Below are 15,168 nucleotides of genomic sequence, written 5' to 3'. Positions count from 1 at the left end.
TGGGAGCGAGCTTGCTCGCGATGACAGCCTTCAGAACACCAAAGAAACGCCTGAAAAAGTCCAATAACTCAAAGAGGTGTCGTCATGCGTCTATTGAAATCCATGGTCCCGGCTGCATTGGCCGTTTTGTTCAGCGCCGGCGCGCAAGCCGCGCCGAGCGTCAGTGTCTACAACTGGACCGATTACATCGGCGAGACCACCCTCGCCGACTTCCAGGCGAAAACCGGGATCAAAGTGATATATGACGTGTTCGATTCCAACGAAACCCTGGAAGGCAAATTGCTTGCCGGGCGCACCGGTTACGACGTGGTGGTGCCGTCCAACCACTTTCTCGCCCGCCAGGTAAAGGCCGGCGCGTTCCTCAAACTGGATCGTTCGCAACTGCCGAACTTCAAGAACCTCGACCCGAAACTGCTGGCGCTGCTGGAGAAAAACGATCCCGGGAACGCGCATTCGGTGCCTTATCTGTGGGGCACCAACGGCATCGGTTACAACGTCGACAAGGTCAAGCAAGTGCTCGGCATTGATCACATCGATTCCTGGGCCGTGCTGTTTGAACCGGAGAATCTGAAAAAACTAAGCGCTTGCGGGGTGTCGATGATGGACTCGGCGGACGAAGTGTTCCCGGCGATCCTCAACTACATGGGCATGGACCCGCGCAGCGAAAACCCTGAAGACTACAAAAAAGCCGAGGCCAAGCTGCTGAGCATTCGGCCGTACATCACCTATTTCCATTCCTCGAAATACGTGTCCGACCTGGCCAACGGCGACATCTGCGTTGCGTTCGGTTACTCCGGCGACGTGTTCCAGGCTGCCAATCGAGCCAAGGAAGCGAAAAACGGCGTGAACATCGCCTATGCCATTCCGAAAGAAGGCAGTAACTTGTGGTTCGATTTGCTGGCGATTCCGGCCGATGCGAGCAACACCAAAGAGGCGCACGCCTTCATCAATTACCTGCTCGACCCGCAAGTGATCGCCAAAGTCAGCGCGGCGGTGGGTTACGCCAACCCGAACCCGGCGGCCAAGCAATACATGGATGAATCGCTGGTGAACAACCCTGAGATTTATCCGCCGCAGGCAGTGCTCGACAAGCTTTACATTTCTACCACCCCGCCCCAGGCGATCATGCGTTTGATGACCCGTTCCTGGAGCAAAGTGAAGTCCAATAAATGAATCAGTTCAGCGACCAACACGCCCATTCCTATTACGCCGCCACGGCGAAAGCCATGGCGCCCTACCCCTCGCTGGCCTCAGACCTTGAGGCCGACGTGTGCGTGATTGGCGGCGGATTTACCGGGGTCAACACCGCGATCGAACTGGCGCAGCGTGGGCTCTCGGTGATTTTGCTCGAGGCGCGGCGGATTGGCTGGGGCGCCAGTGGGCGCAATGGCGGGCAGTTGATTCGCGGGATCGGCCATGACGTCAGCGGTTTTGCCCGTTATGTCGGTGAGGAAGGCGTGCGTTACATGGAGCGCGCCGGGGTTGAATCGGTGGCGCTGGTGGGCAATCGCATCGAGCAACATGGGATCGATTGCGACCTGCGCTGGGGCTTCTGCGAACTGGCCAACACGCCGGCGCAGTTTGCTGCGTTCAAAGTCGAGCAGGAGGCACTGCTCGCGCAGGGTTATGCGCATGAAACGCGGCTGGTGGCGCCCGAGCAGATTCGTCAGCAAGTGGTCGATTCCGCAGTGTATGCCGGTGGTCTGATCGACATGGGCTCGGGGCATTTGCACCCGCTCAATCTGGCGCTCGGCGAGGCACAACTGGCGCAATCGCTGGGCGTGCGGATTTTTGAGCAGAGTGCAGTGCTGGAGATTATCCATGGCAGCACGGTGCAGGTTCGTTGTGCCGGCGGCACGGTGCGCGCGGGCAGTCTGGTGCTCGGCTGTAACGCGCATCTGGAAGAACTCGAACCGAAACTCAGCGGCAAAGTGCTGCCGGCCGGCAGTTACATCATCGCCACCGAACCGTTGCCGCTGGATCTTGCCGCACAGTTGATCCCGCAGAACCTGGCGTTGTGCGATCAGAAAGTCGGGCTGGATTACTATCGGCTTTCGGCGGACCGCCGGTTGCTGTTCGGCGGCGCGTGTCATTACTCGGGGCGCGATCCGTCGGACATCGGCGCTTACATGCGCCCGGCGATGCTCAAGGTATTCCCGCAACTGGCGGATGTGCGCATCGACTATCAGTGGGGCGGCAAGATCGGTATTTCCGCCAACCGCTTTCCGCAGATCGGCCGCTTGAGCCAGCACCCGAACGTGTTTTACGCCCAGGGTTATTCCGGCCATGGCCTCAACGTCACCCACTGGTGCGCCAAGTTGCTGGGCGAAGCGATTCACGCCGGTCACAGCCAGGGTTTCGACGTGTTCAGCGCGGTGCCGCACATGACCTTCCCCGGCGGCCGCGCCTTGCGTTCGCCGCTGTTGGCCCTCGGCATGTTCTGGTATCGCCTGCGCGAAATGCTCGGCTAGCCGCTGACCTCGCAAGGAAACGCCCGCCGCCCCCAACCCCCCGTAGGAGCGAGGCTTGCCCGCGAAAGCGTCGGGTCAGCCGACATTTATATCGACTGACCCACCGCCTTCGCGAGCAAGCTCAGCTCCTACAAAAGCGCAGGTGGTTTCAGCCTCACCGTCGCGTTAAACGAATATCTCGTCGTCGGTCCTCCCATCCCTTTGATCAGCCTTTCGATTTGCTCTATCGCGAGGCACTTCTATATTGAGGAGGTGCTCTGACTTTCCTGCTTCCTTGCGAATGCGACCCATGGCCAAGAATGACCAGTTGATCATCTGCGAGCACTGCGACTGCGTGTTTGAAAAAGTCATGCTCGCCAAACATCAGAAAACCCTATGCACCCGCTGCGGCGGCGTGCTCCAGCGTTATAACGGCCTGACATTGCAGCAACGCCTGGCGCTGACCCTCACCGCGCTGATGCTGTGGATTTTCGCCAATTTCTACCCGGTCATGAGCATCAGCCTCCAGGGCCTGAAAAACAGCGCGACGCTGTGGGATTCGGTGGTGGCGCTGAGCCTCGGGCCGATCACCTTTATTGCGCTGGTCGCGGCGATCTCAATGATCATCGCGCCAATCATCCAGCTGATCCTGTTGATCTGGGTCCTGAGTTTCGCCCTCAACCGCCAGCGCTCGCCGGGTTTCAGTTTCTGCATGCGCTGGCTGGAAACCCTGCGCCCGTGGAGCATGCTCGAAGTCTGCCTGCTCGGCGCGATGGTTGCGGTGATCAAACTCGCCGGGCTACTCGACGTGCTGCCCGGCATCGGCCTGTTCGCCCTGGCGATCCTCAGCCTGATGATGATCCGCATCGCCGGACGCGATATCCGTGATTTGTGGGACGACCTATGAGCACGCCGCCGCTCGCCAGCCAACTCGATCTGTGTCTGTGCCACAGCTGCGGCATGGCGTGTGACACCACAGGCGAGCCGCACGAATGCGAACGCTGCGGCGCGCCGTTGCATCGGCGCAAGGTCAACTCACTGGCGCGGACCTGGGCCTTCATGTTCACCGCGCTGGCGTTTTACGTGCCGGCCAATCTGCTGCCGGTGATGAACACCAAAATGGTCGGTGCCGGCGCCGACAGCACGATCATGAGCGGCGTGCTGGAGTTCTGGCAGGCCGGCGCGTGGGACATTGCCCTGATCATTTTCATCGCCAGCATCGCCGTGCCTGGGATCAAGTTCGTTGCCCTGACGCTGCTGCTGATCACCGTGCAACGCGACAGCGGTTGGGCGCGCAAGGAGCGTGCGAAGCTTTACCGTTTCGTCGAAGTCATCGGTTATTGGTCGATGCTCGACGTGATCGTCGTTGCACTGGTGGCGTCGCTGGTGAAATTCCAGGCCCTGGCCGATATCGAGCCACGGCCAGGCATTCTTTTTTTCGGTCTGGTGGTGGTCTTCACCATGTTCTCGGCGATGAGTTTCGATCCACGCCTGATTTGGGATAAATCGCCCCACAACGAGGAGGTCACGGATGAAGTCGCAAGCCACTGACGGGCCGCAAGCCCCGGGTCAGGCCAGTATCAAGACTCGTCGTTTCAGCGTTTCGCTGGTCTGGATCGTGCCGATCGTCGCCGTGCTGGTGGGCATCTCGTTGGTGGTCCACACCCTCATGCAGGAAGGCCCGACCATCGTCATCACGTTCAAGACCGGCAACGGTTTGACCGCCAACAAAACCGAAGTCAAATACCGCAACGTGGTGATCGGCCACGTCTCCGAAGTCGAGCTGAGCGACGATCAGAAAAGCGTCGATGCCACCATCAAACTGTCGAAACAGGCCGAAACCTTCACCCGCGAAGACTCGCAATTCTGGGTCGTGCGCCCGCGCATCGGCGCGGGCGGCGTATCCGGCATCGACACCTTGTTGTCCGGTGATTACATCGGCGCCGATATCGGTCACGCCAACGGTCGCGCAAAGAATTTCAAAGGTCTGGAAAACCCGCCGCCGATCACTTATGGCGAACCCGGCAAGCGCTTCACCCTACACTCCCAGGACCTCGGTTCGCTGGACATCGGCTCGCCGGTTTACTACCGCAAAATCCAGGTCGGCCAAGTGGTGGCTTATGCGCTGGATGGTGACGGTAAAGGCGTGAATATCGAGCTGTTCATCCACGCGCCGAACGACGCTTATGTCACCGAGAACACGCGATTCTGGAACGCCAGCGGCATCGACCTGAACATCGGCGCCAATGGCTTCGCGGTGAAGACTGAATCGTTGTCATCGCTGTTGGTCGGCGGCGTCGCATTCCGTGCGCCGGAGTACAGCCCCAACGATCAGCCGGCGACCGAGGAGAAAACCTTCGAGCTGTTCGACGACCAGGTCACCGCCCTCGCCCCGCCCAACGGCAAGCCGCAGTACCTGAGCCTGCGTTTCGATCAGGCGTTGCGCGGGCTCAAGGTCAATGCGCCGGTGGAATTCCTCGGCATGGAAATTGGCCGGGTGGTGTCGATCAATCTCGATTTCGACGAGCACAAACGCAGTTTCCCGGTCAACGTCGGCATCGTCATTTACCCGCAACGGCTGGGTCAGGCGCACACCAAAATGGTCAAGGCGCTGATGCATGATCCCAACGACGAAGCGGCCGGCGTGCGGCTGATGGGCACGTTTATCGAGAACGGTCTGCGCGCGCAGGCTCGCAGTGGCAACCTGCTGACCGGTCAGCTGTATATCTCGCTGGATTTCTACCCGAAAGCGGAGAAAGTCGCCTTCGACCCGAGCGTGCGACCGGTGAGCATTCCGACCATTCCGGGCAGCCTGGAAGAGTTGCAAGGCAAGCTGCAGGCGATGGTCGACAAGATCAACAAATTGCCGGTCGAACGCATCGCCAGCAACCTCGACAGCAACCTCGTCGAGTTGCGCAAAGGCCTGACGCAGTTCAACGCGAAAACCTTGCCCGGCGTGCAATCGACGCTGGCGGATGTGAGCAAAACCCTGAATTCGGCCAGTTCGACGTTGGCCGAAGATTCGCCGCAGCGCGAGCAGATCACCCAGACCCTGGACGAACTGAAACGGATGTCGCGCTCACTGCGTGAACTCTCGGATTACCTTGGCCGCCATCCGGAATCGCTGCTGCGCGGGCGTCCCGACAATGCTGCCCCGAACGACTTGCAAGGTCCGCCGCGCAACTGACCACAGGAGCAACACCCATGGCTTTTTCGCCGAAGATTACCTTGCTCGCCGCGTTGTTGCTGTTGACGGCGTGTCGCAGCGACCCGATTCAGTTTCATACGCTGACCCCGGCGCAACCGGCGCGCGGCAATGGCGACGAGATCCGCATCGAAGGCATCAGCGTGCCGCCGCAGGTTGATCGGGCGCAGATTGTGATTCGCCAGGGCAACAGTGGTCTGGCGATTCTTGAAACCGATTGGTGGGGTGCGAGCCTCGCGGATGAGTTGCGCAGTGCGCTGGTTGATCAGCTGTCCAACGCCAATCCGCAGCACAAAGTGTCGTTGCGCGTGGACGTGCAGCGCTTTGATTCGATTCCTGGGCAGTATGGTTTGATCGACGTCAAATGGCGTTTGCGTCCGCTGGGCGCCGGCGATAGCGCATTGGTGACGTGCCGCAGCACCTTGCAAACGCCCTCGGGGCCGTCGATCGAAGATCTGGTGACGGCGCAGCAAAACAACGTCAAGCGTTTGGCCGCGGTGATTAGCCAGGCGGCCGCCAGCCAGCGCGGGTGCCCGGCGCAGAGTTGATCAGGGGGAATTGGGGTCCTACAAATCGAAGCGGTCCACGGCGCGGCGGCGTTCGTTGTCGTCGCGGACGTCGTAGTTGGCGGTGGTCTGGATGTTGCTGTGATGCGCGAGTTTCTGCGCGATCGACAGGTCGTGTTCTTCAATCACCCGAGTGATAAACGAACGGCGGAAATCGTGCGGCATGATCTTCACGCCAACCTGCGCGCCACGCTGGCGGGCGATGTAGTAAATCGCATGTTTGGTAATACGCTCGCGGGTAATGTGGCTGCCACGACGGATACGGTTGAACAGAAACCCATCGTCCTCAACCCCCTCGCCCAACTGCGACCGGCGTAACTCCAGCCACGCTTCCAACTTGGTAAACGCCCACGCCGGCGCGTATTTGATCAACTGTTTATTGCCCTTGGCCGTCACACGCAAACTGCGCTCGTGGAAATCGACCTGATTCAAATCCAGATTCACCGATTCCGACTTGCGCATTCCCGAGCCGTACAACACCGCGATAATCGCCGCATCGCGCAAGCCTTGTGGCCGCGGATCCGCCGCGCAGACTTCCATCAATTCCTGAATCAACGTGCGTTTGAGATTTCGTCCCTGCGACAAACGAGTACCCGTGATGCCCTGCACCGAACGCATTTTCAGCAAGTGTTCCTGACTGATCAGGCTCATGCGCCACGCTTCGTTCATCACCCCACGTACCGCGTTCACATACAGCGACGAAGTATTCGGCGCATACCCGTCAGTGCGCAGCGCAGCCACTAACGCGATGACATCCTCCGGCTGCAGTTGATGCCAGGGGATCTCCTCGATGTTCATGTCTTCGAAGCCCAAACGGTCCGCCGCGTCCTGCAATACATAACGCATGGTCAGTTGGCTGGAAGGCGCCAGGCGCGCCAGATACACGGTCAACGGGTTGGCTTTGGCGCCCTTGAGTTCATCATCCGGTAAGTCAATCAAACGAAAAAAACCTTGGAAAAAAGCGGTTCAACACAATAACTAAAGAGTTCGCTCGCGACCGATAGCCGCGCTACAAGCTGACCAGCGAAACGAAAAATGTCAACCCGAACCCGCTCTTAAAATACCCGGCAACTTATTGATGCAAATCGTTTTTCGGACATACCGCCAACACACTCTCCTGTAGGAGCCGAGCTTGCTCGCGAAGAGGCCGTATCAGCCAACATTAATATTGAATGTAATGACGCCTTCGCGAGCAAGCTCTGCTCCAACAGGGGAATGTGCAGGCCTTAAATCGGGGCTTTCAGGTCGACGCCCAGTGCTTGCGCAAACGCTTTGACCAGCGGGCTGCGCACGGTGTTGTGCCGCAGGATCAGATTGAATGGCGTAACGATGTTGATCAACTCCGGCCGCAGCGCTCGAAACTGTCCTTGGGCCACCAGCGTCGCCGCGTAATGTTGCGGCAGAAAACCGATAAAACGCCCGGTCTTGACCAGCAACGCCACGGCTTCGACCTGGGTGGCCGACGCAGAAAAACTGTCGTACCGAGCAAAGTTGAGCTTGTCCCGATGAATCGCATATCGGTGGTTGACGCACTCGTGGTCCTTGAGCATCTGGCTGCTGATCTCGGCGTCCGGCACCTCGAACAACGGATGCCCGAGCGCGCAGTAAATCTCGGAGCGTTCCTCATATAACGCGTAGTAATCGAACTCTTCACGTTTCTGATAAACCGGAACAATACCAGCCACTAGACGCCCCTCAACAACACCCCGCTCTACTTCATCCAACTGCGATGCCTGAAGTTGAAACCTTACTTTCGGCGACTGATCATTCAGGCGTTTAAGCGCAGCAACTAACGGAGAGCTTGGATCAGTAATCGTATTGTCAATAACGCCCACCCCCAGATCACCGATTAGTTCGTTCTGCGCTGAACTAAGGCGATCCCGGAAGTTATCGACCGAGGCAAACAGATCAATCGATGCCTGATACACCAACCGGCCTTCTTCGGTCAGGTGAAAACCCTCTCGCCCTCGGGTGCACAGACGCATGCCGATGCGAATCTCCAAGTCGGAAATCTGTTTGCTGATGGCTGCCAGGCCCACATTCAATTCGTTCTGCGCGGCGCTGAAGCCGCCGGCCTCGACCACTGCCTTGAACACTTTGAGCAGTTTGAAATCCAGCCCACTGAGCGCCAACGGCGCCCGCTGAGTCGGCTTTGGCGGCGGGTTTCCGGAATTGGAAAGTGGGGTTTCCATAATGCTTATTTACCTCTGGCGCCCTATTCAACACTCTGTGTCCAACAACAAAAACATAGCTGGCCAATAATAATGAACACAGAAAACAAGGCTTGGCAACCGCTGATCAATTCCGTACCTGAGTGCCAACTCACTGATTTAGCACCATTAAAAATTGACACTTCGATCAGTTCTCGCTCCTTCGCAACTGCCCCTTTGAATACTGCTTTGGCCTGACTCCGCCCGATTGATTCGTGGTGGTTATTCGAGCTTCTGGCACATCGATCAGTTCGCTTTACCGACGAGGAAAACAACAATGTCGCAAAACACCGACCGTCTCTGGGGAGCGCGCTTCAAAAGCGGCCCATCCGCAGCCTTGGCGGCCCTGTCCCGTTGCCCTGGGCGCTACTTTCGCCTGACCCCGTACGACCTCGCCGGTTCCAAAGCGCATGCCCGTGAATTGCAACGCGCCGGGCTGTTGAGCGAGCAGGAAACCCTGACCATGCTCGACGCGCTGGAGCGCATCGGCACTGATTTTCGCGCCGGCCGCATCGCCCCGACGCTGGACGACGAAGACGTCCACACCTTCATCGAACGCCTGCTCACCGAACGCCTCGGCGCCCTCGGTGGCAAGCTGCGCGCCGGGCGTTCGCGCAACGACCAGACCGCCAACGACCTACGCCTTTTTCTGCGTGATCACGTGCGCACTCTGGCCGTAGAAGTGCTGGCATTGCAGCAAGCGTTAGTCGAGCAGGCCGAGCAACATATCGAAAGCATTTGCCCCGGTTTCACCCACTTGCAGCAAGCCCAGCCAATTGTTTTCGCCCACCACTTGCTGGCTCACGCGCAATCGATGCTGCGCGACGTGCAGCGTCTGGTCGATTGGGATAATCGCACTTCACTGTCGCCACTCGGCGCGGCGGCGATGGCCGGCTCGGCGATTGCGCGCCTGCCGCAGCAATCGGCGAAAGAAATGGGTTACAGCGGCGTCTGCGAAAACTCCATCGATGCCGTCGCCAGCCGTGACCACGTCGCCGAATTCCTGTTTATCGCGTGCATGCTCGGGATCAACATTTCGCGCCTCGCCGAGGAATTTTGCCTATGGTCGTCGCGGCAATTTCGCTGGGTAGCGCTGGACGATGCCTACGCGACGGGCAGCTCGATCATGCCGCAGAAGAAGAACCCGGACATCGCCGAATTGGCGCGCGGCAAGGCTGGGCGGCTGATTGGCAACCTTACCGGTCTGCTCTCGACGCTCAAATCCCTGCCGCTGTCGTACAACCGCGACTTGAGTGAAGACAAAAACGGCGTGCTCGACAGTGTCGACACGCTGCTGCTGGTGCTGCCGGCCATGGCCGGGATGGTTGCGACCATGAAGGTCAACGTTGAAGAGCTGCGGCGTCAGGCGCCACTGGGTTTCACCCTTGCCACTGAAGTCGCGGACTGGCTGGCGATGCGCGGTGTGCCGTTCAAGGAAGCGCATGAAATCACCGGCGCGCTGGTACAGGCCTGTGAGAAACATGACATTGAATTGTGGGAAGCGTCGCCGGCGTTGCTGGCGGAGATTGATCCGCGCTTGACCGCCGAGGTACGCGACAGCCTGACCCTGGAAGCGGCCATCGCCGCGCGCAGTGGCTGGGGCGGCACCGCGCCGCAGCAGGTGCGCGAGCAGATCGCCCGCCTGAAAACCGCCCTCGCCGCGCAACACGCGTGGACCGAAAATTACAACGGCTTCCGCCTCTGAACACGACACAAAACCTGCAGGAGCAAGGCTTGCCCGCGAAGAGGTTGTATCAGTCGGCATCAATGCTGAATGACCCACCGCTTTCGCGAGCAAGCTCAGCTCCTACAAGGGCCGAGCCAGACACAGAACCTGTAGGAGCAAGGCTTGCCCGCGAAGAGGTCGTATCAGTCGGCATCAATGGTGAATGACCCACCGCTTTCGCGAGCAAGCTCAGCTCCCACAAGGGCCGAGCCAGACACAAACCCTGTAGGAGCAAGGCTTGCCCGCGAAGAGGTCGTATCAGTCGGCATCAATGCTGAATGACCCACCGCTTTCGCGAGCAAGCTCAGCTCCTACAAGGATTTGTGGTTGGCCTGAATCACCCAGTTTACGGAGAACCCATATGAGCCAGACTCAGGCAGAACGTCTCCAGTCGGAGCGCAAACTGGCGGAAAACCAGTTCGATATCACCCAGTACCACCACGTGCCACGGCGTTATTACGGGCGGATCTTCTTCGCCACAGTCATCGTCATCGCCATCCTCGGTTTGGTGCGCGCCTTCGCCGAAGGCAAGATCGAATGGTCGTACATCGGCCAATTCGTCACCTCACAAGCGATTTTGTGGGGTTTGTTCAACACCATCGTCATGGCCGTGCTGGCAATGACGCTGGGGATTGTCTTCGGGGTGATCACCGCGATCATGCGCATGTCGGCCAACCCGATCCTGCGTTACGTCGCGCTCACTTACACCTGGCTGTTTCGCGGTACGCCGCTGATCCTGCAACTGCTGTTGTGGTTCAACCTGGCGCTGATTTTCCCCACCATCGGCATCCCCGGCCTGTTCGAAATGGACACCGTGAGCCTGATGACCCCGTTTGTCGCCGCCCTCCTCGGCCTGAGCATCAACCAGGGCGCCTACACCGCCGAAGTGGTGCGAGCCGGGCTGTTGTCGGTGGACACCGGCCAGTACGAAGCGGCCAAGTCGATCGGCATGCCGCGCCTGCAAGCGTTGCGCCGGATCATCCTGCCGCAAGCCATGCGCATCATCATTCCGCCGGTCGGCAACGAGTTTATCGGCATGGTCAAAATGACCTCGCTGGCCAGCGTCATCCAGTACTCGGAGCTGCTCTACAACGCGCAGAACATCTACTACGCCAACGCCCGGGTCATGGAGCTGCTGATCGTCGCCGGTATCTGGTACCTGGTTGCGGTCACCGTGCTGTCCTTTGGTCAAAGCCGTCTGGAGCGTCGTTTCGCTCGCGGCGCCGGCAAGCGTTCTTGAGGAGTCGATCATGAGAAACATCGTCAAGGCCGTCAGCCTGAACAAGTATTACGACCAGTTTCACGCGCTCAAGGACATCAACATCGAAGTCGAGCAAGGCGAAGTGCTGTGCATCATCGGCCCGTCTGGCTCGGGCAAAAGCACCTTGCTGCGCTGCGTCAATCAACTGGAGAAAATCGACAAGGGCGGCCTCTGGGTCGATGGCGAGCTGGTCGGTTATCGCGTCGTCGGCAACAAGCTGCATGAGCTCAATGAATCGCAGATCGCCCGCCAGCGCCTGTCGACCGGCATGGTGTTCCAGCGCTTCAATCTGTTTCCGCACATGACCGTGCTGCAAAACATCATCGAAGGCCCGTGCCAGGTGCTCAAGCGTTCGCCCAAAGAAGCGCACGAAGAAGCCGTGGAATTGCTCGCCCGCGTCGGCCTCGCCGACAAACGCAACAGCTACCCGATTGAATTGTCCGGCGGTCAGCAGCAACGCGTGGCGATTGCCCGCGCGTTGGCCATGCGCCCCAAGCTAATGCTGTTCGATGAACCCACTTCGGCACTCGACCCGGAACTGGTCGGTGAGGTGCTGTCGGTGATGCGCGATTTGGCGCAAACCGGCATGACCATGATCGTCGTCACCCATGAACTGGGCTTCGCTCGCGAAGTGTCCAACCGCATGGTGTTTATGGACGGCGGGCAGATCGTGGAGGCTGGAAGCCCCGAAGAAATACTAATAAGTCCGCAAAACCCGCGCACCCAAAGCTTCATTTCTGCCGTTCGAACCTAAGCGCCAGCCTCGCTACCAAGAGCTGCGTCAAAACACTCAAAAGAGAACGACCATGAAGAATTTCGTAATCCCTGCAGTACTCGCCGGCCTGATGGCTTCCAGCGTCTCCTACGCCGCCGAGTTGCCGGCGAACATCAAGGAAAAAGGCGAGATCGTTGTGGCGATCATGCCGAACTACCCGCCGATGGATTTCAAGGATCCGGCCACCAACACCTTGACCGGCCTCGACTATGACCTGGGCAACGCGCTGGCCGAGCGGCTGGGCGTGAAGATCAAATGGCAGGAAACCGGCTTCGAGCAAATGATCAACGCGCTGACCACCGACCGCGTCGATATGGTGCTCTCGGGCATGACCGACACCGCCGAGCGCCAGGCCAGCGTGACGTTTGTTGACTATTTCACCAGCGGCCCGCAGTTCTACACCTTGCAGAAGAACAAGGATTTCAACGAAATCACTGATCTGTGCGGCAAGAAAGTCGGCACCAGCCGCCGCACCACGTTCCCGGCGGAAATCGCCGCGTACAGCCAGGCCAATTGCGAAGCGGCGGGCAAACCGGCGATCGTGGTGGTCGGCACCGAAGGTTCGGCGGACGCCCGCGCGCAATTGCGTCAGAGCCGGATTGACGCGGCGATGCAGGGCAGCGAGACGCTGTCGTACCTGAAGACGCAGGAAAAGGACATGTACAAAACCGTCGGCCTGCCGATTTCCGTGCAGTTCACCGGTCTGGGCGTGAGCAAGAAAAAACCCGAGTTGAGCGAAGCAGTGAAAGTCGCGCTGCAAAGCATGATCGACGACGGCAGCTACCAGACCATCCTGAAAAAGTGGGACCTGGAACTGGGCGCGATCAAAACCGTGACCATCAACGCCGGTAAGTAGTCCTGGAAGGGTTGCACCCCATGTAGGAGCAAAGCTTGCTCGCGATAGCGGTGGGTCAGGCAACAGAGATGTTGAATGTGCCGACCTCATCGCGAGCAAGCTCGCTCCCACAGGGGTTGGCGGTGAGGCACAGGTTGTGATCCGCCCAAAATCCAATGTAGGAGTGAGCCTGCTCGCGATAGCGGTGGGTCAGGCAACAAAGATATTGAATGTGCCGGCCTCTTCGCGGGCAAGCCTCGCTCCTACGGGGGGCGGTGTTTAAACGAAAATTGCTGGGGTGCCACTGATGTCCTCCTCGATACAACCCACCTGGCCGGCGCCGCACAGGGCCTGCCTGGCGCTGGCCTTTGACCTCGATGGCCCGACCGGCGATGCGATGCTCAATGGTTCGATCTGGCACAAACCCGAATATTTCGGTTTCGGCGGTTACGGCCCTTACCGCGCGCTGCCGCGGATTCTCGATCTACTCGACGCCTTCAACATCCCGACGACCTTCTTCGTCCCCGCGTGGGTCGTGGAAAACTGGCCGAAACAGTGCCAGGCCATCGTCGAACGCGGGCATGAAGTCGCCTATCACGGCTACAAACACGAATCCTTCTACGCCCTCACGCTCGAGCAGCAAAAGGACGTCATGAAGAAGTCCCGCGACGTCTTCTGGAAACACCTGAACATCCGCGCCGAAGGCTTTCGCACGCCGTCCGGCGACTGGCGCGCGGAAACTCCGGCAATGCTCGTGGAGGCCGGCGTGACCTACTCCAGCAGCATGCGCGGCGATGACCGGCCGTACCTGGTCAACGTCCCCGGGTTCGACACACCACTGGTGGAAATCCCCGGCCGCTGGGAAATGGACGACTACGCCTCCCTCGCCTACACCCGCGCGCCGGACTTCCCGTCGGGCCTGGACCGCACCGCCAGTTACGCACTGACCCTCGACAACTGGTGCCGCGAATTCGACGGCGCGATGGACGAAGGGCTGTGCCTGACCACCCTGTTCCACCCCAAGATCACCGGCAAACCGGGGCGCATCCTGTTGCTGGAAAAACTCTTCGAACACATGCGCCAGCGCGATGACGTGTGGTTCGCCACGTGCCGCGATGTCGCCCAGTGGTGGCTGAAGGAGCATCACCATGACTGATCGCATTGTCTGGCCCGAAAGCGTCTGGCCCGAAGGTTATCGCTGCGCCGTGGTGCTGACCGTCGATTACAACGACATCCACGGCATCCTCACCCAGGCCCCGGAAGTCGCCGGGCGCGAGAAAACCCTGTCGGTATGGCGCTACGGCAGCCAGCGCGGGGTCGAGCGTTTGCTCGGGTTATTCGCCGAACTGGGCGTGTCGAGCAGTTGGTGTATTCCCGGAATCGTCGCCGAAGAAAATCCCGAACACCTCCAAGCCATTCAGGCCGGCGGACACGAAATCGCCTGCGCCGGCTATCGCCATCAGAACTACGACAACCTGTCGTTGGCCGAGCAAAGCGCCGACATCGCCAAGGGTTGCGCCGCCCTCGCCGCGCTGACCGGTCAGCGCCCCGTCGGTTTCCGCATTCCGGCGGGCAACGGCGCGCCGGGCTTTATCGAGGCGTTGAGGGATCAAGGGATTCGCTGGTCGTCCTCGTGGCGCGGCGATGACCTGCCCTTCGCCCACCCGACCGCACCAGAGGTGATCGAACTGCCGCTGCATTACGAGTTGGAAGACGAACCGTACTTCGCCTTCAACCTCAGCCCGGCGGTGCCGCCGGCGCAATCGCGGATCGCGTCGTACAGCCACACCCTGGGCAACCTGCAAATGGACTTCGCCGGGTTTCACCGTTTTGGCCTGTGCTACGTGCTGCGGTTGCACCCGGAAATCATCGCCACACCCGGCAGAATCGGCGTGTTACGCGAGTTGCTTGCGGGCATTCAGCAGCACAACGACGTATGGATCGCCAGCGCTGGCGAAGTCGCGCAATGGTGGGCGGATTCGGCGCTGAAGGTCACCGAGGATCATCCGGCGGCGGTGTATGAACGCCATTATCGGGATTACCAGTAGATGAGCGAGGTGGTCCCGATAATGGCTGACATCAGTGCGATCGTTCCCATGCTCCGCGTGGGAATGCAGCCCGGGACGCTCCGCGTTCCAAA

At 59.6% G+C, this 15,168-nt stretch carries 14 protein-coding genes; 12 read left to right on the top strand and 2 right to left on the bottom strand.

Going from position 1 to position 15,168, the window contains the following annotated elements; genetic code table 11:
* Positions 1 to 84 precede the first annotated feature (84 nt).
* The 6 genes from BI292_RS01250 to BI292_RS01225 all read left to right on the top strand — a co-directional run bounded on the left by BI292_RS01250 (position 85) and on the right by BI292_RS01225 (position 6,203).
* Positions 85 to 1,173, top strand: coding sequence for a polyamine ABC transporter substrate-binding protein (locus BI292_RS01250; RefSeq protein ID WP_101206692.1), 1,089 nt, complete (start codon positions 85 to 87; stop codon positions 1,171 to 1,173).
* Entirely contained in the window at positions 1,170 to 2,471 is a 1,302-nt protein-coding gene (locus BI292_RS01245) for an FAD-binding oxidoreductase (protein WP_101206690.1), read from the top strand. The genes BI292_RS01250 and BI292_RS01245 overlap by 4 nt, the downstream gene beginning before the upstream one ends.
* Positions 2,472 to 2,760: 289 nt before the next feature.
* A complete protein-coding gene (locus tag BI292_RS01240; protein WP_101206688.1) occupies positions 2,761 to 3,357 on the top strand; it encodes a paraquat-inducible protein A in 597 nt (198 codons plus the stop codon).
* A complete protein-coding gene (locus tag BI292_RS01235; RefSeq protein ID WP_092281255.1) occupies positions 3,354 to 4,001 on the top strand; it encodes a paraquat-inducible protein A in 648 nt (215 codons plus the stop codon). The genes BI292_RS01240 and BI292_RS01235 overlap by 4 nt, the downstream gene beginning before the upstream one ends.
* The gene (locus BI292_RS01230; protein WP_101206687.1) at positions 3,982 to 5,637 is read left to right on the top strand and encodes an intermembrane transport protein PqiB; all 1,656 of its coding nucleotides are present in this window, start codon (positions 3,982 to 3,984) and stop codon (positions 5,635 to 5,637) included. The genes BI292_RS01235 and BI292_RS01230 overlap by 20 nt, the downstream gene beginning before the upstream one ends.
* 17 nt (positions 5,638 to 5,654) lie before the next feature.
* On the top strand, positions 5,655 to 6,203 hold the full coding sequence (locus BI292_RS01225) for a membrane integrity-associated transporter subunit PqiC (protein WP_101206685.1): 549 nt from the start codon (positions 5,655 to 5,657) through the stop codon (positions 6,201 to 6,203).
* Positions 6,204 to 6,221: 18 nt separating this feature from the next.
* Here the strand turns inward: BI292_RS01225 and xerC are convergent, their stop codons facing one another.
* Both xerC and BI292_RS01215 read right to left on the bottom strand, forming a co-directional pair.
* On the bottom strand, positions 6,222 to 7,067 hold the full coding sequence (gene xerC, locus BI292_RS01220) for a tyrosine recombinase XerC (RefSeq protein WP_231987188.1): 846 nt from the start codon (positions 7,065 to 7,067) through the stop codon (positions 6,222 to 6,224).
* A 380-nt stretch (positions 7,068 to 7,447) separates the two neighbouring features.
* Entirely contained in the window at positions 7,448 to 8,413 is a 966-nt protein-coding gene (locus BI292_RS01215) for a LysR family transcriptional regulator (protein WP_101206684.1), read from the bottom strand.
* A 295-nt stretch (positions 8,414 to 8,708) separates the two neighbouring features.
* Here BI292_RS01215 and argH point away from each other — a divergent pair, with 295 nt between their 5' ends.
* The 6 genes from argH (at position 8,709) to BI292_RS01180 (ending at position 15,076) form a co-directional block, all read left to right on the top strand.
* Positions 8,709 to 10,136 (top strand): argininosuccinate lyase, encoded by a 1,428-nt coding sequence (argH, locus tag BI292_RS01210; RefSeq protein WP_101206682.1) that lies wholly within the window; start codon positions 8,709 to 8,711, stop codon positions 10,134 to 10,136.
* A gap of 382 nt (positions 10,137 to 10,518) precedes the next feature.
* Positions 10,519 to 11,397, top strand: a complete 879-nt coding sequence (locus tag BI292_RS01205; RefSeq protein ID WP_101206680.1) for an amino acid ABC transporter permease — start codon at positions 10,519 to 10,521, stop codon at positions 11,395 to 11,397.
* 10 nt (positions 11,398 to 11,407) lie between these two features.
* Positions 11,408 to 12,172 (top strand): amino acid ABC transporter ATP-binding protein, encoded by a 765-nt coding sequence (locus tag BI292_RS01200; protein WP_092281267.1) that lies wholly within the window; start codon positions 11,408 to 11,410, stop codon positions 12,170 to 12,172.
* Between the two features lie 52 nt (positions 12,173 to 12,224).
* On the top strand, positions 12,225 to 13,049 hold the full coding sequence (locus BI292_RS01195; protein ID WP_101206678.1) for an ABC transporter substrate-binding protein: 825 nt from the start codon (positions 12,225 to 12,227) through the stop codon (positions 13,047 to 13,049).
* A 286-nt stretch (positions 13,050 to 13,335) separates the two neighbouring features.
* Positions 13,336 to 14,184: a polysaccharide deacetylase gene (locus BI292_RS01185; protein WP_101206677.1), complete on the top strand. Its 849-nt coding sequence runs from the start codon at positions 13,336 to 13,338 to the stop codon at positions 14,182 to 14,184.
* Positions 14,177 to 15,076: a polysaccharide deacetylase gene (locus BI292_RS01180; RefSeq protein ID WP_101206675.1), complete on the top strand. Its 900-nt coding sequence runs from the start codon at positions 14,177 to 14,179 to the stop codon at positions 15,074 to 15,076. The genes BI292_RS01185 and BI292_RS01180 overlap by 8 nt, the downstream gene beginning before the upstream one ends.
* Positions 15,077 to 15,168: the final 92 nt, after the last annotated feature.

The organism is Pseudomonas sp. 43NM1 (assembly GCF_002836905.1).
In the GTDB taxonomy this organism is placed as follows: Bacteria; Pseudomonadota; Gammaproteobacteria; order Pseudomonadales; family Pseudomonadaceae; genus Aquipseudomonas; species Aquipseudomonas prosekii.
Note: the sequence above shows the minus strand (reverse complement) of the source record. Positions and strands in the feature narration are given on the sequence as shown.